Annotated in this window: 16 protein-coding genes and 1 tRNA gene; 11 read left to right on the plus strand and 6 right to left on the minus strand. The window is 69.1% G+C overall.

Annotated elements, in window-relative coordinates; translation table 11 throughout:
- Nucleotides 1-67 precede the first annotated feature (67 nt).
- From VGV13_22805 to VGV13_22815, 3 genes are all read left to right on the plus strand, one after another.
- Nucleotides 68-142, plus strand: a tRNA-Thr gene (locus tag VGV13_22805).
- 126 nt (nt 143-268) lie between these two features.
- Complete coding sequence (locus VGV13_22810; GenBank protein ID HEV8643908.1) at nt 269-2,206, plus strand: DNA topoisomerase VI subunit B; 1,938 nt, start codon at nt 269-271, stop codon at nt 2,204-2,206.
- A gap of 8 nt (nt 2,207-2,214) precedes the next feature.
- Nucleotides 2,215-3,318: a DNA topoisomerase IV subunit A gene (locus tag VGV13_22815; GenBank protein ID HEV8643909.1), complete on the plus strand. Its 1,104-nt coding sequence runs from the start codon at nt 2,215-2,217 to the stop codon at nt 3,316-3,318.
- 404 nt (nt 3,319-3,722) lie between these two features.
- Here the strand turns inward: VGV13_22815 and VGV13_22820 are convergent, their stop codons facing one another.
- The 4 genes from VGV13_22820 to VGV13_22835 all read right to left on the minus strand — a co-directional run bounded on the left by VGV13_22820 (nt 3,723) and on the right by VGV13_22835 (nt 5,826).
- Entirely contained in the window at nt 3,723-3,920 is a 198-nt protein-coding gene (locus tag VGV13_22820; GenBank protein ID HEV8643910.1) for a hypothetical protein, read from the minus strand.
- A gap of 264 nt (nt 3,921-4,184) precedes the next feature.
- The gene (locus tag VGV13_22825) at nt 4,185-4,598 is read right to left on the minus strand and encodes a hypothetical protein (GenBank protein HEV8643911.1); all 414 of its coding nucleotides are present in this window, start codon (nt 4,596-4,598) and stop codon (nt 4,185-4,187) included.
- A gap of 620 nt (nt 4,599-5,218) precedes the next feature.
- Nucleotides 5,219-5,452 (minus strand): hypothetical protein, encoded by a 234-nt coding sequence (locus VGV13_22830; GenBank protein ID HEV8643912.1) that lies wholly within the window; start codon nt 5,450-5,452, stop codon nt 5,219-5,221.
- A 128-nt stretch (nt 5,453-5,580) separates the two neighbouring features.
- A complete protein-coding gene (locus tag VGV13_22835; GenBank protein HEV8643913.1) occupies nt 5,581-5,826 on the minus strand; it encodes a hypothetical protein in 246 nt (81 codons plus the stop codon).
- A gap of 191 nt (nt 5,827-6,017) precedes the next feature.
- Here VGV13_22835 and VGV13_22840 point away from each other — a divergent pair, with 191 nt between their 5' ends.
- Nucleotides 6,018-7,868 carry a tetratricopeptide repeat protein gene (locus tag VGV13_22840; protein ID HEV8643914.1) on the plus strand — a complete coding sequence of 617 codons (1,851 nt, stop codon included), beginning with the start codon at nt 6,018-6,020 and terminating at the stop codon, nt 7,866-7,868.
- On the opposite strand, the gene VGV13_22845 is transcribed toward VGV13_22840, so the two are convergent.
- Nucleotides 7,855-8,589 (minus strand): hypothetical protein, encoded by a 735-nt coding sequence (locus tag VGV13_22845; protein ID HEV8643915.1) that lies wholly within the window; start codon nt 8,587-8,589, stop codon nt 7,855-7,857. The two genes, VGV13_22840 and VGV13_22845, sit on opposite strands and share 14 nt — an antisense overlap.
- A 125-nt stretch (nt 8,590-8,714) precedes the next feature.
- Between VGV13_22845 and VGV13_22850 the strand changes: the two genes are divergently transcribed.
- The 3 genes from VGV13_22850 to VGV13_22860 all read left to right on the plus strand — a co-directional run bounded on the left by VGV13_22850 (nt 8,715) and on the right by VGV13_22860 (nt 10,515).
- Entirely contained in the window at nt 8,715-9,401 is a 687-nt protein-coding gene (locus tag VGV13_22850; GenBank protein ID HEV8643916.1) for a GvpL/GvpF family gas vesicle protein, read from the plus strand.
- A gap of 85 nt (nt 9,402-9,486) precedes the next feature.
- The gene (locus VGV13_22855; GenBank protein HEV8643917.1) at nt 9,487-9,684 is read left to right on the plus strand and encodes a hypothetical protein; all 198 of its coding nucleotides are present in this window, start codon (nt 9,487-9,489) and stop codon (nt 9,682-9,684) included.
- 3 nt (nt 9,685-9,687) lie between these two features.
- Complete coding sequence (locus VGV13_22860; GenBank protein ID HEV8643918.1) at nt 9,688-10,515, plus strand: cytidylate kinase family protein; 828 nt, start codon at nt 9,688-9,690, stop codon at nt 10,513-10,515.
- A gap of 148 nt (nt 10,516-10,663) precedes the next feature.
- On the opposite strand, the gene VGV13_22865 is transcribed toward VGV13_22860, so the two are convergent.
- Nucleotides 10,664-11,674, minus strand: a complete 1,011-nt coding sequence (locus VGV13_22865) for a Do family serine endopeptidase (GenBank protein HEV8643919.1) — start codon at nt 11,672-11,674, stop codon at nt 10,664-10,666.
- A 306-nt stretch (nt 11,675-11,980) separates the two neighbouring features.
- On the opposite strand from VGV13_22865, the gene VGV13_22870 reads away from it, so the two are divergent.
- Genes VGV13_22870 through VGV13_22885 form a run of 4 tightly spaced genes read left to right on the plus strand, consistent with a single transcriptional unit; the run spans nt 11,981 to nt 19,076 of the window.
- The gene (locus tag VGV13_22870) at nt 11,981-13,618 is read left to right on the plus strand and encodes an SLBB domain-containing protein (protein ID HEV8643920.1); all 1,638 of its coding nucleotides are present in this window, start codon (nt 11,981-11,983) and stop codon (nt 13,616-13,618) included.
- A gap of 4 nt (nt 13,619-13,622) precedes the next feature.
- Complete coding sequence (locus VGV13_22875) at nt 13,623-14,429, plus strand: AAA family ATPase (GenBank protein HEV8643921.1); 807 nt, start codon at nt 13,623-13,625, stop codon at nt 14,427-14,429.
- An 8-nt stretch (nt 14,430-14,437) separates the two neighbouring features.
- Nucleotides 14,438-15,574, plus strand: coding sequence for an HD domain-containing phosphohydrolase (locus VGV13_22880; GenBank protein HEV8643922.1), 1,137 nt, complete (start codon nt 14,438-14,440; stop codon nt 15,572-15,574).
- Between the two features lie 58 nt (nt 15,575-15,632).
- Nucleotides 15,633-19,076 (plus strand): polysaccharide biosynthesis tyrosine autokinase, encoded by a 3,444-nt coding sequence (locus VGV13_22885; GenBank protein ID HEV8643923.1) that lies wholly within the window; start codon nt 15,633-15,635, stop codon nt 19,074-19,076.
- The last annotated feature ends 5 nt before the right edge of the window (nt 19,077-19,081 follow it).

Genomic DNA, 19,081 nt, shown 5'->3' on the forward strand with positions numbered 1-19,081 from the left:
AAATCTCAGCACACAGTCAGAACATAGCGGTAAAATCAACCTCGCATCGCGCGTAAGTCCTCGGAATGCCGGGGTAGCTCAGAGGCAGAGCAACTGATTCGTAATCAGTAGGTCGCGGGTTCGACTCCCGCCCCCGGCTCCAGTTACTGCAAGGACTTCTGAGACACCCCCACCAATTCGACAAGCTGCCTTGATGGCGGAGGAAAAACTTGAGTCCCTGCTGCGGACTTTGTATGACGGGTATATGCGAGAATCGTCGAGAGAGCCCGTGCCAACGCGCGGCCGGAAGCTGAACCCTTCGAAGACCAGCCCGCCCGCCACGCAGCCGAAGGCGGCGGCATCCGCCGTCGAGATGGGGGCTCGCCAGCGGGAGATCTCCGTTTCTGAGTTCTTCACCAAGAACCGGCATCTCCTGGGTTTCGACAATCCGCGAAAGGCGCTGCTCACCTGTGTCAAGGAAGCCGTCGATAACGCGCTTGACGCTTGCGAGGAAGCCGGGATCCTCCCGGACGTGGTCGTCCGAGTGGAGGCCGTCGCCAATGGGGAAGCTCCGCCCCCTCCGAGCCAGGCCAGCCGCTTCCGGATTACGGTCACCGACAACGGCCCCGGCATCGTCCGCCAGCAGATTCCACCGATCTTCGCGAAGCTCCTGTATGGGTCCAAGTTCCATCGGCTGCGCATGAGCCGAGGACAGCAGGGCATCGGCATCTCGGCGGCCGGCATGTATGGACAGCTCACTACCGGCAAGCCCGTCCAGATCATCTCCCGCACCAGTGCCAGGGCCCCGGCCCATTACTTCGAGGTCCAGATCGATACCAAGAAGAACGAGCCGCAGATACTGGAACGCAAGCAGATCGCCTGGGAGTCCCCCCGGGGGACCCAGGTGACCATGGAAGTCGAGGGCCGTTACCAGAAGGGGCGGGCCTCGGTGGACGAGTACATCGAGCAGACCATCATTGCCAATCCGCACGTCAAGCTGACCTACCTCACGCCGGAGGGAGAAACGAAAGAGCATCCGCGGACGTACCACGAGCTCCCTCCATCGCCACGCGAGATCAAGCCACACCCCTACGGTATCGAGCTCGGGATGCTGCTCAAGATGCTCCAGGACACCAAGAGCCACTCACTCTCGGGGTTCCTGGCCAGTGATTTCAGCCGGGTGTCTCCTCCCCTTGCCGCGGAGATCTGCAAGGCCGCGGGACTCTCGCCCCGGGCGCGTCCCCGGGACATCCACGGCCAGGCCTCCGAGACCCTCTACAAGGCCATCCAGGCCACCAAGATCATGGCGCCACCGACCAACTGCCTCTCGCCGATCGGCGAAAAGGCGATCCTCTCCGGCCTGTATCAGCAGATCAAAGGGGAGTTCTACACGGCGGTGAGCCGGCCGCCAGCCGTGTACCGCGGCAACCCCTTCGTGATCGAGACGGGCTTGGCCTACGGGCGGGGGCCGGCGCCAGGGGAGGAGAGCCCGGAGAAGAAGCCGATTCCCCTGGCCGAAGGCGAGACGGAGCAGGACGATCATGAGCTGGCCCGCGTCATCCGCTACGCCAACCGCGTGCCGCTCCTCTATCAGCAGTCGGCCTGCGTGATCTACAAGGCGGTGCTCGACACCACCTGGCGCAACTACGGAGTGTCGCAGTCCAGAGGCGCGTTCCCGTCCGGTCCCATGGTGATCTTCGTCCATATGGCCTCGGTCTGGGTTCCGTTTACCAGCGAATCCAAGGAGGCGATCGCCGATTACGACGAGATCCGCAAAGAGATCACCCTGGCCCTGCGCGAATGCGGCCGACGGCTGGGAGCCTTTCTCCGACGACGCGAGCGGGCCCAGGGCGAGTACCGTCGGCGCAACATCTTCGAGCTCTACATCGAGGAGGTCGTCGAGTCGTGTAACCGCCTCAAGGGCGGCCGCTTGCCCACCGCGAAGCTGAAGGAGCAGCTCCAGAGGATGGCCCTGAAGCGGACCGGGGGCGAAAAGACCGATGAGCTCCTGGGCAAGAACGGAGGCGGCCCTGAAGGCCTCCCGCACTCGATCATCGTCACGCCGGAGGGCATTGAAGGAGACGTGCCGGTGCCGATCGACGAGGCGCCGGAGGAGGCCGGGTCCCCGAACGGAACGCCCGAGGAAGAAGAGAAGGCCGGCCCGCCGTCGCGGCCGAAGCGCCGGGCGAAGGGCAAACGAACGCGCGCCGCGCGCAGGAAGGCCTGAGACGCACCATGGCCCCAAGGGAGCGAAAGACCAGCGCGGTCGAGAAGAAACTCGTCGGGGTGGCCGACGTGGTGATCACCGCGGCCCAACGGCGCAAGGATCCCACCCTGGCCATCCCGATCCGCTCCCTGTCGAACGTCACCTTCAACGAGCGCAAGGGGCTGATCGAGATGGGCAAGAGGAAACAGGCCCGGTCGTTCTTCAACGTCGGGATGGCCAAGAAGTTCATGCAGACGATCCTCGTGGCTGATGCCCTCTGCGAGCTCCAGCGGGCGAACCTCACGACCTCGCTCAGGGAGATCTACTACCGAACCAAGCACACGATCAAGGACTCGCACGAGAACACCCTCGACACCCAAGACGAATCCGATCCGCTCATCGAGGACCTGGAGGTGACGCTGGAGGCTCTCCGGGAGGAGCTGCACGTGCGGGCCGAGAACGCCGGCTCCGTCGTCGGGCCCCTGGTGCTGGTGGATGACGGCGACCGGGTGGACTGCGCGAAGCTCGGGAAGGGCGGCTATTCCGTGCCCTCCATCGTCGAGCCGGAGTACCTACAGATCAAGAAATGCACGGCCGATTTCGTCCTCCTGGTCGAGAAAGGCACCCAATGGAACCGGCTCTCCGAAGACAAGTTCTGGCGGAAGTACAATTGCATTCTCCTGACGGGAAACGGTCAGCCGCCCCGCGGCGTCAGGCGTCTGGCGCGGCGGCTGCACGAGGAGAAACGGCTCCCCGTCTATGTCCTCGTGGACAACGATCCGTGGGGCTACTACATCTACTCGGTCATCAAGCAGGGCTCGATCAATCTCGCCTTCGAGAGCCAGCGCATGGCCATTCCGAAGGCCAAGTTTATCGGGCTCTCGAGCGTGGATCCCGAATCGTACGGGCTCCCCCGCAACGTGGGCATCAAGCTTAACGACAAAGACATCACCCGCGCCCGCGAGCTCCTCAGCTATACGTGGTTCCAGAAGAAGAGCTGGCAGGAGGAAATCAAGCGGATGCTCTCGAGCGGGCTCAAATACGAATTGGACGCCCTCGCCAACAAGGACTTCCAGTACCTCACCAAAAAGTACCTTCCCCGCAAGCTCAAAGAGAGGGATTGGTTGGACTAGGTGGACGAACACTGTACCGCGCCTGTATGAGGAGTCGGGGGTGGACGCGCACGCAGCAGACGGAGCCTGCTCCTCCGGGATGGTTCCGAGGAATCGAAAGCGACGAGGTCGTGCGCCTCGATGCTCCACCGCCGCAGCCACAGCTGGAGCCGGCAGCGGACCTGCCTCGGTGCGAGCGAGGCTCGACGGTCGCGACCGCGAGGGACAGCCAGGGGCGCTGGCGCTGTCGGCCCTGATCGCGAAGGCGTCATCGGGGAGGGGAACGTCGGGGAAGGAGCAGTGGGTCCCCGGTGGGGACCCACTGCTGGGCTCTGCTCACTTTTTGTGGGTCATCTTCTCGTGCTCGCGCAGCTGCTCGTCGGAGTTGAACCTCTTGCCGCAGACACCGCACCGATGCATACCGGTCACCTCCTTCCCGGATGTGTCGTCGGAGCGAGTGGCGGCAGGTCTTCGACGCCGGCGAGGGCGCGGAGCGCCTGCCAGAGACGTTCGATCTTCTCGATCGGGATGCCGCGGCTCTGCGCCAGCCACCAGAAGTCGGCCTTCCGGTCGGTCTGCACCAGCTCGAGGAAGACGGGCTCCTTTTGGAGCGTGCTGATCATGGCCCGGTCGCTGGGTGGGGTGGCCTGAACCCGGCACGTCATGAAAAATCGGGAGGCAAAAGGGATACCAAATTCCTGCACGTCGCATCCCACCAAGGAAACGCCCACTTGGCTCGCTGGGCGCCGGAACACGGCCGGGACCATGAATCCGACATGGCACCGCATCGTGCAGAAACGTCACGGACCGTCGCGGGATCAGCGGAACGGCGGTGCCGGCCGCGCGCCCAGAAACACCGCGCGGATCTCCTCAGCCGGCGCTCTCGGCTATCGGAAGCGAAGCTGGGCGCCTCGAAACGTCTGGAGAAAGCCGGCGTTACCCCGGTGGCAGGGATCGGGCAGGCTCTGCAGAGCGGCCACCGCATGACAGAGCTCGTGCGCCTCGATTTCGAAGGCCATCGCCGAGGGCAGGCTATCGGTGTAGCGGACGATCTTCACGGTCACGATCTGACGCCCGTCGGGCGCCTCCAGACGACGAGGGACGTGACAGCCCGCCGGCAGACCGAGCCACAGGATGTCGGGGCACTCGTTGCGGACCACGTGACGATCTTCGCTGACGACGAGGGTGACGAGCGGTTCGTCGTTCAGCAACGGACCGACCGAGGCGACTCGTGTGCTGGCGCACGCGGACAGGGTCAGGGCGGCGCCCAGCAGGAGAACGCCCACTGCGCCGGGATTCATCACGTACGACATAGGAGGCAAGGAAGGTGCCAGTTTCCAACCCTAGTCCAGGCGGCCTAGTTCGGTGGGCCCGGGGCGACTTCCGGGTCCGACGGCATGTCAGATTGCGGGCGCAAGATGTCACGGCTCGGCGGGTCGTTCGCGGAGGTCGGGCCTGAAGTCGGGTCGCGCGGAGCGTGCGCGTACTACGGTTGGGATGTTGCCACCACCTGCGGCGCTACATGTCGTGGCTCAATAAAAGTGGCGCGCTGACGACGCCCACGCCGTATGCTCTCGCCTCAGACACGGCGCGGTGCGCGCCTCGACACGGAGAAGCGAGTGATCGTTCACCGACAAGAATCGGCGGTGCGGGACGGTCGGGCTGGGGCCCCGGAGAGACCTCGCGCCTTGTTCGTCGTCTCCCGGAGTCATTCCGAGCGCTACTACGACCTCATGTATGCGTTCGGAGCCGATGGCGCGGTCGAGGTCATTTTGGATCGTCGCTGCACTGAACGCCGTCAGCGGCGGGACGAACAGCCATCGATCGATCGACGGCAGTCGGATCGGCGCTCGTGGGATACCGACGCGGCGCTGCGAACGCTGGGCTGGGCGGTGATCCGGTATCCGCTGAGAAGCCGTCCTCAGCGACAGGTGATCCGGTAAGCCTCCACCTCGTTGTAAACGGTCTCCTGCCCCTGGCGCTTGACCTTCCGGAACCGCCCCTCCACCGTCGCGTAGGCGCCGGCTTTACAGAGGGTGTTTCCGAACGAGACGACTCGGATGGCACGTCGGCCATCGTCGAGCTCGAAGACGTAGTACGGGTTACCTCGTTTCGACAACAGCTCCCTCGGCTTGCCGATCGTGCCGGCGATCACCAGCGCCCGGCCGTCGTAGAGATCAGGGCTGGCGAGGATCTCGCTCGGCGACCTGTCGCGCGCCGATGCGACCGAGGCGCTGAGGACGGCGAGAACAGTCAGCCCTAAGGGAAGGAAGTGACGGGGACTCAGACCGCTCTCACGGCGCGATGCACCAGCTCGCACCATGGGCGATTCGAGCCGGCTTCCGCTTCACCTGTCGAGTTCAGAATGCCCTTGCCCACGTTCGCCTTGTCGTCGTCGAGACCTTCGAACTTCGGTTGATGCTCGTCACACCAGCGTACGGTCAGGATTTCCTGGAGCGGGTCGCGCCCCGGGTCGCAGTCGGGGCAGTACGTCGCGGCGAGGTTCGGGGTGTCGTTGAGTTCGGTCACGGAATGCGCACCCGCATACCTGGCGGGGAGCACAACCGATGCCAGCCGGGGAATTGCCGGCCAGGCCGAGACTTAGAGGGCAGTCACCGACGCCGGACCCCGCCGGGGGTGACAGCGAGGCCCACGCCCGTGACGAAAGTGACACCGCGCCCCTGGCGCCACGGAGCACCCCTATCGCGTACAATCTCGCCGTGGTGACGGCCGACTTCCAGTCCTGGTGCGAGCGCGCGCAGGCGTGGACCCGTCAGGGACGATATGCGGACGCCGAAGCCGCCTATCGTGAAGCGCTCAGGCTCAGGCCCGACGACATGAAGGCGCACCTGGATCTCGGCCTCACCCTGCGACGGCAGCGCCGGCCGCGCGACGCCGAGGCGATCCTCCGCGAGGCGCTCCGCCTCCGGCCCGACGCGGCGACGGCCCACGCGGAGCTGGGCGGCGTCCTGTTCGAGCAGGGCCGCTATGCCGACGCGGCGGCGGCGTTTCGTGACGCGATCCGCCTCCGCCCCGATTTCGCGCGGGCCCACGTGAGCCTGGGCCTGGCGCTCGAGCGCCAGGGCGAGTACGCCGGCGCCGAGGCGGCGTTTCGCGAAGCGCTTCGCCTCGGTCCCGGCGATGCGGTCGCGCGGGCCAATCTCGCCGTCGTGCTCCGGCGCCAGCGCCGGGCTCCGGTCGCCGAGGCCGTCTCTCGCGAGGCCGTGGACCGGAATCCGCAGTCGGCACCCGCGCAGGCGGAGCTCGCCGCCACGCTCTTCGAGGAGGGACGCTATGCCGAGGCGGCCGCCACCTACCGCGAGGCGATTCGCCTCCACCCCGACTACGTGCGGGCCCACGTCGGTCTGGGATTGACCCTCGAACGCATCGGCAGGCTCGCTGACGCCGTTGCCGTGTACCGCGCGGCCCTCCAGCTCCGGCCCGACGCCGCTGACGTGCACCGCAAGATCGGCCTGGTGCTGAAAAAGCGCCACCGGTACGCCGAGGCGGTGGCGGCGTTCCGCGAGGCGCTTCGTCTCAGGCCCGACGACGCAGAGGCACACTACCACCTGGCGGTGGGGCTCGAGCGCCAGGGACACTACGACGCCGCGGTGGCGGCCTTCCAGGAGGCGCTCCGTCTGCGTCCGGACATGCTCTCCCCCTACCGGAGCCTCGCCACCACCTTGGGCCGCCAGGGCCGGTGGGCGGAAGAGGCGGCCGTGTACACGGAGGCGCTCGTCCACCATCCGCGGGAGGCCGGTCTTCACGCCGCCCGCGGCCACGCGCTCGGCACGCTCGGCGATTACGTCGGCGCCGAGGCGGCATTTCGCGAAGCGCTCCGTCTGCAACCCGACAGCGCGGACTTTCACTACGAGCTGGGCGTGGCGCTGGGCCGCCAGGGCAAGCATGCCGCGGCCGAGGCGGCGCTGCTGGAGGCGGTCCGGCTGCGTCCCGACGACATCCGGGCACGGGCGAACCTCGCGCTCGGCTTGGGCCGGCAGGGGCGGCACGCGGACGCCGAGCGCGCGTATCGGCAGGCGCTCGAGCTCCGGCCCGATCATCCCGCGCTCCACCGCGGGCTCGGCGTCGCGCTCTACTGGCAGGGGCGGTATGCGGAGGCCGAAGCAGCGTTCGGGGCGGCCATCCGGCTACGACCCGGCTACGTGCGCGCCCACTGCGACCTCGGCGACCTCCTCGCCGAGCAGCAGCAGTACGAGGCCGCCGAGCAGGCCTACCGCGCGGCCGTCAGGGCCAAGCCCGACTCGGCGCGCTCCCACGGCGCCCTGGCCGCGGCGTTGCTCGCCAGGCAGCGCTGGGCGGAAGCCGAGGCCGAGTGCCGGCAGGCGATCAGGCTCGATCCCGAAATGGCGCGGACGCACTTCGATCTGTGGGCCGCGCTGGAGGCGCAGGGCAAGTGGGTCGCGCTGGAGGACGCCGCCCGGGAGGTCATCGCGCTGAAGCCCAGTCTGACCGACGCCCACGCGCGGCTGGGGCGGGCGCTGGCGGCTCAGGGCCGGCGGGAGGCGGCGGAGGAGGCGTACCGGCGGGCGCGCCAGTTCAGCGCACGTTGAGCAGCCGGCCGAATTCCTCCAGCTCGTGCCGGGGAACATCGGGACGCTGCCGCAGTTGCTCCCAGACGCCGGCGGGGTTCTCCTCGAGCGCGCGGCTCACCCGCGCGAAGACCTTCATCAGGCGGCGCGCCTCGAGGTCCGCCTTGCGCTGGGATGCGGCGCTGGCGACATTGAGGGCGAAGGAGGCCAGACGGCTGTCGAGCCTCAGGAAGCCCGACACGGCGGGCCGGACGAGGCTGCGCCCGTCGCCCGCGGGGCTCACGTCGTATTCGATCATCGTCACCGCCTCGCCCCGGATGCGCAGCAGCCACGCCTTCTTGTACTCGCCCGCCGCGCGAATGACGCGGGTGCCGTTGGCCGTGTAGACGACCCAGAAATGTCCGCGCACGCCCCAGCCGTCGTCGAGGAAGAGACCGGCGGGCGTCTGCCAGATGCGATACCGGGCCAGGCGAAGGGTCCGGGCGACGTGGGTCGCGAACTCCGGATGGTCGAGGAGGTACTCGAAGACTTCCCGCCGCGTGACGAACGGCTCGGCCTCGACACGCGTGGCCACGTCCGCGGCGTCGGTGATCTGCTGGAGCTTGACGCGCTCCGCTTCGGGAAGGCCCGCGGGGAGGGGGGGACTCGGTCGGGCGGCCGACACGGTCGACACCAGCCAGAGTGCGCCCGCGGTGGCGACGGCCCCGGCGGCGCGGCAGGCGAGGGGAAACCACGACGGCACGACGCCCACAATTATACCCGTGGCCGGAATGCGCTTGACCTCGACCCGGAGTGCTCGTACGCTCGGCCCACTCTTCGCGCAGTCTTCCGTGGTCTTGGTCTTACTCCGGACGGCAGGAGGCAGGGATGGAAACGTCGCTCCGGACGCCGCGACCCCAGCGTTATCTCTACGCGATGGTGGAGGGTCTGCCGCGGTGGTGGCGGCCACCCAGGGAGGGCGTGGGCGTGGGCGCCGTCACGGCTCGTCCCGTCCGCGATCTCTTCCTCATCGCCAGCCCCATCGTCTCGCCGCCCGGTCGCACCTCTGGCACGCAAGCGCGTCACCACGACGTCGTCGGTAGCCTTCTCGAGGCGGCATCCGTCGTGCCGTTCCGCTTCGCCACCGTGGTGCCGGAGATGGACGTCGACGGCTGGCTCGACGCGCGCATGCCCCTGATCCGCACCGGCCTGGCCGAGGTACGCGGCTGCGTGGAGATGGCGGTGAGGCTGCTCCGACTCGAGCCCCGGATCGAGCGCGGCCCTGGAGCGAATGGCGTCCCCAGCTTTCTACGCACCGTGGCCGATCGCCTGATCGAGCGCGCCGGGCTCCCGAACTGGCGCTACTGTCCCAGCGGCAGCGGCGGCAACGCGGCGGCATCGCTGGCGTTCCTGGTGCCCCGCGCCGGCATTTCGGTCTTCCTCGCCCATATCGCGCCCATCGCGGCGCGCGCGGAAGGCGTCGCGGTCGTGCCCACCGGCCCCTGGCCGCCCTACTCGTTCACGCCTGCTCTCGAGCGAGAGACCGCTCCCACCGCCGGTGCGGTGTTGGCGTAGCGCGGCTCATCCCCGTCCTCCTGGGCGGGCGCCTTGCCGGGTCGTCCGCCTTCGGGTAGTCTGTGCGCCACTCGAAGGAGGGCCGATGCCCAGACTCTCCCGTGCCGCCGTCGAGCAGCTCATGGCCGAGCGCCCCGACAGCACCCTGGAGGCCGCGCTCGAGGTGTTCGAGGTCTTTGCGAGTGGTTCCCTCACGGACGAGGTTTACGTCCTGGACGACGTCGGTGGCAAGCGCATCGCGATCGCCCCGACCGCGCTCAAAGAAAAGTATCGGCGGGGGTGACCCATGGCCATCATCACGATCTCGCACGAGATGGGCGCCGGCGGCCCCGAAATCGGTATGGCGCTGGCCCAGCGATTGGGCTACCGGTACGTCGATCAGGAGCTGCTGCAGGACGCCGTGCGGCGGTACGGGCTCGCCGAGGAGAAGCTCTCCCACCTCGATGAGTCGAAGCCGTCGCTGTTCGAGCGCTTCGACGCGGAGACGCGCCACTACATCACCATTCTTCAGACGACGCTGCTGGAGTTCGCCGAGGCCGACAACGTCATCCTCATGGGGCGCGGTGGCCAGTGGCTGCTGCGCGGGATCCCCCACGTGCTGCGCGTGCGGGTGATCGCCCCGTTCGAGCAGCGCGTCAAGCAATGGATCAAGCGCACGGCGGAGATGACCGGCGAGGCGCCGAACCAGCGCGCCGCCACCGACTTCGTCCGGCGCGACGACAACGAGAAGAAGGGCCGGATGCGCTATCTCTACGAGGTCGATATCGCGGACCCGACGCTGTACGACCTCGTGTTCAACAGCGAGAAGCTGCCGCACGAGGCCGCCGTCGAGATGATCGAGCGCGCCGCGCGCCACCCGAGCCTGGCCACGACCGGGGCCGGACGGCAGGTCGTCGCCGATCGAACGCTGGCCTCCCGCGTCCAGGTCGCGCTGGCGATGCATCCGGACACGCGTCGCTACCGCATCACCGTCGAGGCCCAGAGCGGCATCGTGACCCTCGAGGGCACCGCGGCGCTGGAGCGCGCGGTGCAGGTGGCGCGCGAGGTGGCCGGCGTGCGCGAGGTGCGGACGCGCCACGTCGAGATCCCGCCGATCCCGCCCTTCGTCGCCTAGCTCGAGCTACGGTAGCGCGTTGGAGTGGCCACCGTTCGAGCGCGGGCTTCGCCCGCGCCATTCCACTGGGGTGGTTCGGAGAGGCCGCGAGGCCCCCTCCGACTATGGGTCTCGGAGGGGGCCGTAACGTCCGCCCCCTCCGACGGGCTTAGCGCGCCGGTGCCGGCGCGTCGGGGGCCTCGCTGATCCTGAGCTGAACGGTGCGGGGCTGCCCGCCCCGGACGATCTCGAGCCTGATGGTCTTGCCCACCTCGGCTTCGGCCACCAGCCGCTGCAGGTGGTGGTAGTCGTCGACCGGCGCGCCGTCGAAGCCGACGATGACGTCGTTCTGCTTGAGCTCCGCCGCCGCCGCCGGACTCCCCGAATGCACGCGGGCGACGACGGCTCCCTTCGTCCCGCGGAGCCCGAGCGCCTGGGCCAACTCCGTCGTGATGGGCTGCAACGAGACGCCCAGCCAGCCCCGCGTGACCTTGCCCCGGTCGATCAGCTGGCTGGTGACGCGCTTGGCCATGTTGGCGGGAATGGCGAAGCCGATCCCCTGACCGGTGGCCACGATGGCCGTGTTGATGCCGATGACCTCGCCGCGCAGGTTCACGAGCGGGCCGCCGGAGTTGCCGGGGTTGATGGAGGCGTCGGTCTGGATGAAGTTCTCGTAGCTCGCGATCCCGACGTCGGCGCGCCCGGTGGCGCTCACCACGCCGACGGTGACGGTCTGGTCCAGCCCGAACGGATTGCCGATCGCGATGGCCCACTCCCCCACGCGGAGCGCGTCCGAGTTGCCGAGCGTCGCCAGCGCCAGCTCGCCCTCCGGTTCGAACCGGACGACCGCCAGGTCGGTCTTGGGATCGGTGCCGATGATGCGACCGCGGTACTCCCGTTTCGAGCTGAGGCGCACCGTGACGGCGTCGGCACCCTTGATCACGTGAAAGTTCGTGAGCACGTAGCCCCGCCCGTCGATGATGACGCCCGAGCCCAGACCCGGCTGGCGGAACTCGCCGGGCGCCCCGGGCCGGCCGGGCCCGAAGAACTGGTCGAAAAAGTCCTTGAAAAACGGGTCATCCGCGAACGGGCCCGGCACGATCGGTGGCCGGCGCGAGCGTGCCACCTGGACCGTTCCGATGTGGACGACGGCCGGGCGGACCCGCTCCGCGACGGCCACGAACGCCGCCTGAAGCGCGTCCGTGGAGGTACCGGTCGCGGGTGGGGCGGGGGGGAGTGCCCAGCGGGTGCTCATCCAGAGCGCGTGGATCCAGAACCCAGCGCCGATACAGACAAAAAATACTATGCCGAAAAGGACGGAACGCGCCACACTGGGCGTCATAGAGGAACCTCGTGGCTGGGCCCTCTGGGTCAGGCCGGATCATAGGGGCGCGCGAGTGGCGATGTCAAGCGAAGTATTGCAAATCTAAAGCTTTTTTTATTGACCCTCGGCGAACGAACGCGGGAGAATGCTTTATTGCATAACGTGTTCCGCCCTCAGGGACGCTCCTGGGCCCGCGACGCGCTCTGCGTCGCCCTCGTGGTCTGCCTGCTCATGCCGACCGTCGGTGTGGCCCAGACGCCACAATCGCCGGGGATCGTGGAGCCCCGGGCCCCGGCGGTGCCGCCGCAAGTCCCATCGCAACAACTGCCGCCACCCCCGCCTCCGGACTTCCCGGTGCGGGCCCCGGGGGGGGTGGCGATGCCACGCCCCGATCCTTGCGCCGTTCCCGGCGGCCTGGGGGGGAACAGCGTGCGGGTGCCGGGCCCCGAGTACAGGCTCGGTCCGGGCGACGTCCTGGACATACAGATTGCGGGCCGCCTCGACGTCACCCGCCAGCAGTTCGTGATCGATCCCGACGGCTTCGTGAGCATCCCGCCCATGGGCTCGATCGAGGTGGGTCGGCTCACCCTGCGCGAAGCCAACCGGCGGATCTCCGAGGAAGCCCGAACGCTGCTCCGGTTCGCGGACGTGACGGTCTCCGTGCTGGTGCCGCGCTGCTTCGAAGTGGTGCTCTCGGGCGAGGTCGAGCGCCCGGGGTCGATCCAGGCCGCGGCCGTGCGGCGAGTCCACGAAGTGCTCCTGGCTACGGGCGGGATCACGCCGCGTGGAAGCCTCCGCCGCGTCGTGATCACGCGCGATGGCGCCGTCACCGAGGTCGATCTGCTGCGGTTCGAGCTGCGCGGCGATCTCTCACAGAACCCCACGGTGGTGGAGGGCCTGCGGATCCACGTCCCGCCCCGCGGGGGCTCGGTGGCGCTCGCCGGCGCCTTCCGGCGTCCGGGCGAGTACGAGATCGGCGCCGAGAGCGGACTGCGCGAGCTCCTGGAATTGACCGGTGGCCTCGCGCAGGCGGCGGCGGCGACCGAGGCGCGCCTCACGCGGGTCTTGCCCGACGGGCGCAAGGAGACCATGTCCGTCGACCTGACGAAGGCGCTGGTGCGGCCGGCCGACGTGCCGCTCAAGCCCGGCGACGTCCTGTTCGTGCCCCAGAACGTCGTGCTGCAGGACGTGATCGAGGTGCGCGGGGCCTTCAGCGGCACGGCCGAGAGCAGCCGCACGAGCACGTCGGGCAAGGCGACGATCGTGCAGCGCTTCGAGCTCGCCCAGGGCGACCGCGTGAAGGACGTCGTGGGCCGGGCGGGCGGACCGGCGGCCTACGCCGACCTCCGGCTGACCTTCGTCGAGCGGGTCGGCGTGGTGGGGCCGCGCCAGCGCATCCCCGTCGACCTGCACCGGCTGCTGGTCGAGAAGGACGATGCGCAGAACATCCTGCTGGAGAACGGCGACGTGCTGACGCTGCCGGTCGCCGAGGACAAGGTCTACGTCCTGGGTGAGGTGCGGACGCCCGGGGCCATCGACTTCCGGCCGGACCTGACGCCGCGCGAGTACGTCGCCCTGGCGGGCGGGCCGACGGTCCGGGCCCGCTTCAAGAACGCGACGGTGACGTACCGCAGCGGCAAGACGTACGGCCTGGCGGAGGCGCCGCCGCTCGAGCCGGGCGCGGTGGTGTCGGTCCCCGAAGTGAGCGTGCGGTGGTACCAGGACTACCTGGCGATCGCCCAGGCTGTCTCCAGCATCATCACCGCCTACACCAGCTTGTTCTTCCTGTTCAGGGAATAGGGCGGTGTACGAAGCCTACTGGGGGCTCAGCGAACCGGCGTTCGACAACTCGCCGAACCAGAAGTTCTTCTACCTGTCGCCCGAGCACGAGGAGGCGCTGGTGCGCCTCATCTACGCCGTCCGCCAGCGCAAGGGCTGCGCGATGCTGACGGGCGAATACGGATGCGGCAAGACGACCCTCTCGCGCGCGCTCATCCAGCGGCTGGAAGCCGAGCGCTACGAGATCGGCCTGCTCACCAATCCGAGCTGGAACGCGGTCGATTTCCTTCGGGAGGTGCTGTACCAGCTGGGCGTGGAAACCCCCGAGCGGAGCAAGACCGAGCTGCTCCACCTGCTCCACGACTTGTTCTTTCGGAACTTCCAGGCGGGCCGCGACACGGTCATCATCGTGGACGAGGCCCAACTGATCGACGACGACGCGGTGTTCGAGGAGCTGCGGCTCCTGATGAACTTTCAGACCGACGACCGCTTCCTGGTCACCCAGTTGCTGGTCGGCTCGCCCGAGCTGGCCACCAAGGTGCGGCGGCTCAAGCACCTCGAGCAGCGCATCGCCATCCGCTACCATCTCAACACGCTCGACGACACGCACACGGCGAACTACATCGCGTACCGCCTGAAGATGGCGGGCCAGACCAAGAAGATCTTCACCGACGAGGCGATCAAGCTCGTCTTCGACTTCACCCGGGGGACCCCGCGCGAGATCAACAACATCTGCGACATCGCTCTGCTGGTGGGGTTCTCCCGGCAGGCGAAGGAGATCGACGAGAAGATCATCGCCGAGGTCATCAAGGACAAGGTGGGCGCCATCTGATGGTGCGGATGAGCGATCTCGTCCGGGGCCGCGGGCAGGCCGCCCCGCCGCCGGCGCCCGATCCGGCGACCGCTCCCCCGCCGGCCGAGACGCCGGCGCCGCCGGCGGAGACCCCGCCCGTCCGCCTCGCCTCGCGGACGCCCGCGCGCCCGACTCCCCCGGCCCCGGCCACCCCGCGCCCGGCTGCGCGGCCCGAGGCTCCGGTGGCCAAGAAGGCCGCTCCGGACGCGGCCAAGCCCGTGACGCGCGGGGCGCCGACCGAGGCGGTGGAGCAGCTCTTCGCCGAGCTCCAGCGGTTCCTCGCGCGCGTCGGCGACCTGATCGACAAGGGAGTGTCCTTCCCGTGGGCGGAGCTGGAGCGGCTGATCGGGCACGCGCTCGAGTCGCTCGAGGCATCGGGCGAGCTGTTCTGGGTGGCCAACCGTCCCGCGCCGGCCGAGGGCGCCGATCAGCTCGCCTTCCATCAGGCGCGCGTCGCCGTGCTCGCGATGCGCGTCGGCGCCAACGTCGGTCTCGAGCGGCCGCGACTGGTCGAGCTGGGGGTCGCCGGCTCGCTCATCGACGTCGCGCTCTGGCAGCTCTCCCCGGCCCTCGCGCGCCGCCCTGGCGCGCTGTCCTCCGAGGAGCAGAGCCAGTACCGGGCCCATCCCCGGCTGGGGGCCGAGCTGATCCAGCGCTGGTCGCCGCCGTTCGAGGGAGTGGTCGAGATGGTCTTGCAGCACCACGAGCGCGAGCAGGGCCAGGGCTTCCCCCAGGGGCTCACGGGCGCGGCGATCCGTCCCGATGCGAAGATCCTGGGGCTCGTGGACACCTACGCGGGGTTGACGGCGCTCGGCTCGCTCAAGTCGGGTCTGCAGTCGCACGAAGCCATCCGGGACATCGTGCGGTCCAAGCGCGAGTCCTTCCCGCCCCTGCTCATCAAGGCGCTTCTGAGCGAGATCTCGGTCTTTCCGCCGGGCACGGTCGTGCGCCTGAATACGGGCGAGGTGGGGCGCGTGATCGCGGTGAACCGCAACCATCCGCTGAGGCCGCGCATCGAGGTGTTCGACGCCAAGGGCCAGCGGCTGGCCGCGCCGAAGATGATCGACCTGTCGGAGGCGCCATTCCTCTACATCACCGGCCCGGTCTCGGAGAGCGCGCGGTGAGGCCGCTCCGTCCGCGGCCGCTGCGCGAGCGCCTGCGCCTGATGGAGATGGTCCGCTAATGGCGCAGTACGAGATGAACCTCCGCGACTACTGGCTGATCGTCCGTCGGCGCCGGTTCACGATCATCTGGGTCACGCTCGTGTTCGTCGGCGTGAGCTTCTGGTTCGCCAAGCAGAAGGTGCCCCTCTACGAGGCGACGGCGGCCGTCAAGTTCGAGCAGTCCACGTCGTTGTCGGGGCTCCTGGTGGAGGTGCTGTCGTACTCGACGGCCGATTCCATCGAGACGCAGGCGAGCCTCATCAAGAGCTACCCGATCCTCGAGGAAGCGGCCCGGCGGATGGGCAAGCTGCCGCAGACGACCCGGGGCGAGGCGCTGCGGGAGTCCAAGGCCTACATGGCCGCGCTCGACTCGATCGCCGGCAAGGTCCGGACCGCCCGGATCCCCAGCACCAGCATCCTCGAGATCACGGCGACGTCGTCCAACCCGCGGGAGGCGCGCGACCTCGCCAACACGATGGCCGAGACGTACCGGGACTACAACCGGTCGGTCCGCAACGCGCGCATCACGGAGGCGCGGAAGTTCATCGAGGCCCAGCTCCGCGAGGTCGAGGGACGCGTGAAGCGCGCGGAGGAAGAGGTCTGGGCCTTCCGGGAAGCGAACCGGATCATCGCCCCCGGCGCCGAGTCCAGCGTGCTCCTGTCGCTCTTCACGCAGCTCAGGAGCGACATCGAGAAGACGCGGCAGCAACGGACCGAGCTGGAGCTGGCCCAGGTGCGTCTGGCCCGGACGGACCCGGCCAGCCTCGCCGAGCGCGTCTTCGTGGAGAGCTCCAATCCAGCCCTGCAGAAGCTGCAGGCGACGCAGGTCGAGCTGCTCCTCGAGCGCAACAACCTCGCCCTCGAGGTCACCTCGCGGCACCCGCGGCTGCAGGCCCTGGAGGAGCGGATGCGCGAGGTCCGCTCGGAGATGCGCCGGGAGGTCGCCGCCCAGATCGCCCTTCTGCGCAGCCGCGAGGACATCCTCAACCGTCAGATGGGCGAGCTGCTCCAGAAGAACCGCGAGGTGCCGGCGATCGAGCTGGGGCTGCAGCGCCTGCAGCGCGATGCCAAGGTCAACGACGACCTGCTGACGCTGCTCAAGACGAAACACCAGGAGGCCCTGATCAAGGAGTCGGAGGGCATCGAGGAGGTCATGCTGGTCCGGCCGGCGACGGAGCCGGCCTCCCCGGTCGGCGCCGAGACCTTCAACATGGTGATCGTCGGCGCGCTGCTGGGCCTGATGCTGGGGCTGGTGGTGGCCTTCGTGCAGGAGACGCTCGACACCTCGATCGGCACCATCGAAGACGTCGAGAGCTACCTGCAGATCCCGGTACTGGGCATCGTGCCCCACATCGACGCGCGGGAGACGATGCAGCGCCTCATCGAGCGCCGCCCCGCCCTGGCCGGGATGGAGCCCGACGCGCTCCAGAGCCACGCCCTGCTCATCACCCACTTCGATCCGAAGTCGCCCGTGGCCGAAGCCTACCGGACCCTGCGTACGAACATCCAGTTCATGCGCATGGAGCGCCAGGGCAAGCTCCTGGTGATCACGAGCCCGACGCTCCAGGAAGGCAAGACGACGACCATCGTCAACCTGGCCCTGACGATGGCGCAGAACGGCCAGCGCACGCTGCTCGTCGGCGCCAACCTGCGCCGGCCGTCCATCCACCGCTTCTTCGGCATCGAACGCGAGCCCGGCCTCTCGGACATCCTCGTCGGCAACGCGCAGTGGCGCGATTGCATCCGCACGGTGGCCGACATCCTCATGGGCCGTTTCGAGATGGAAGACATCATGGCCTCGCCGGGACTCGACAACCTGCACATCATCGAGTCCGGCCCGGTCCCGGCCAACCCCTCCGAACTGCTCTCGACGCCGGCCATGGGCGCCTTCCTCCGCGAGGCGAGGGAGGAGTACGACATCGTCCTCATCGACACGCCGCCGGTCCTGCCGGTGACCGACTCGGCGATCGTGGCCGGGCAGACCGATGGCGTCATCCTCGTCTACCAGGCGGGCAAGGTCGGCCGGCTGGTCCTCAAGCGCGCCAAGGCGCATCTGGAGTCCGCGCGGGCGAAGGTGTGGGGCGTGGTGCTCAATGACGTCCAGACGGAGATCGCGGGCTACGCCTACACGCACTACTACACCCACTATTACGGTGAGGAGACGCCGGCCGAGGCGCCGCCGGGAGGCGTGCAGCGGCTCTGGGGCTCTCTCCGCGCGCGGCTCCGCGGCCGACGATCGACGGCCGGCGTGGCGCCGCCGACCGCGCCATCAAAGCCCGCGGCGGCGAAGCGGGAGAACGCCGGAGCGGCGAGCAACGTGGCCGGACGGAGGAAATCCCGCAGCGGGCTCGGCAGCCTGCTGATGCTCGTCGGGCTCGTTGCCGTCTTGTTCGCGCTCGTCGCCTGGCAGATGGGGTGGCTGGCCCGCGACCGGCCCCCGCGGGAGCTGCTGCGCAAGAGGCTCGAGGCGCCTGCCTCGGTCCCGGCGCCACTGCCGCCGGCGCCGTCGGTTCCGCCGCGGCCCCAGTCCACGGTGCCCGCCGATCCGAGAGGCGATGCCGTCGCGCCGGCCGTCTCGCCGCCGCCGAGCGTCCAGGCAACGTCGCCGATGCCACCGGCCCTGTCGGCTCCGCCGCCCTCGGCCGATGCGCCCGCGGCGCCGCCTGCACCGTCCATGGTGCCCGTCGCTCCCTCTGCGAGGGCGATGACGCGCGTCGCGCCGCCCGCACCGCCCATGGTGCCCGCCGCTCCCCCTGCGAGGGCGATGAGGCCCGCCGCGCCGCCCGCACCGCCCATGGTGCCCGCCGCTCCCCCTGCGAGGGCGATGACGCCCGCCGCTCGGCCCGCGCCGCCGATGACGCCCGCTGCTCCCTCTGCGAAGGCCCTGGCGCCCGCGGCACCGTCTGCGAAAGCCATCACGCCCGCCACTCCGTCGGCGCGGGCCACCGCGCCCACGCTCACCCCCGCGCCGGCGGCGGTACCGACACCCGCCGAGACGTCTGCGCCGGCGCGCTTCGCCGTCGAGTTCGGCCCCTTCCCCACGGTGACCGACGCCGAGCGGATGGAACGCCAGCTGAATCAGGTGGGCCACCAGACCGTGCGCTTCCGCCAGCAGACCGGCGCCGCCCAGTACGCGGTGCTCATCGAGCGCGTACCGAGTCTGGCCGAGGCGCAGGCCCTCATCGCCACGCTCCAGGAACAGGGCTTTCCCGAGGCCCTGGTGCTCGGCACAGGCCAGCCGCTCAGCGTCAGGGTCGGCGAGCTGATGGTGCTGCGCGGCGCCGTCCAGCTCGCCGAGCGCCTGCGGGCCCGGGGTCAGCAGATCCGGATCGCGGTCCAGCCCGGCGAAGCCGTGACCTTCGTCATCCGTCACGGCAACTTCGCCTCGCGCGATGATGCCGAAGACAGGGGGCAGGAACTGACGCGTCTGGGTCTGCCGAACCACGTGGTCCGGGTGAGATAGGGCGC

The organism is Candidatus Methylomirabilota bacterium (assembly GCA_036001065.1).
Taxonomy (GTDB): Bacteria; Methylomirabilota; Methylomirabilia; order Rokubacteriales; family CSP1-6; genus MNEF01.

Bases quoted from the DNA above. Each gene is read 5' to 3' on its own strand.
- VGV13_22825 (HEV8643911.1), bottom strand. From the start codon at position 4,598: ATGAATCCCGGCGCAGTGGGCGTTCTCCTGCTGGGCGCCGCCCTGACC.
- VGV13_22885 (HEV8643923.1), top strand. From the start codon at position 15,633: ATGGCGCAGTACGAGATGAACCTCCGCGACTACTGGCTGATCGTCCGT.
- VGV13_22820 (HEV8643910.1), bottom strand. From the start codon at position 3,920: ATGATCAGCACGCTCCAAAAGGAGCCCGTCTTCCTCGAGCTGGTGCAG.
- VGV13_22855 (HEV8643917.1), top strand. From the start codon at position 9,487: ATGCCCAGACTCTCCCGTGCCGCCGTCGAGCAGCTCATGGCCGAGCGC.
- VGV13_22860 (HEV8643918.1), top strand. From the start codon at position 9,688: ATGGCCATCATCACGATCTCGCACGAGATGGGCGCCGGCGGCCCCGAA.
- VGV13_22850 (HEV8643916.1), top strand. From the start codon at position 8,715: ATGGAAACGTCGCTCCGGACGCCGCGACCCCAGCGTTATCTCTACGCG.
- VGV13_22815 (HEV8643909.1), top strand. From the start codon at position 2,215: ATGGCCCCAAGGGAGCGAAAGACCAGCGCGGTCGAGAAGAAACTCGTC.
- VGV13_22880 (HEV8643922.1), top strand. From the start codon at position 14,438: ATGAGCGATCTCGTCCGGGGCCGCGGGCAGGCCGCCCCGCCGCCGGCG.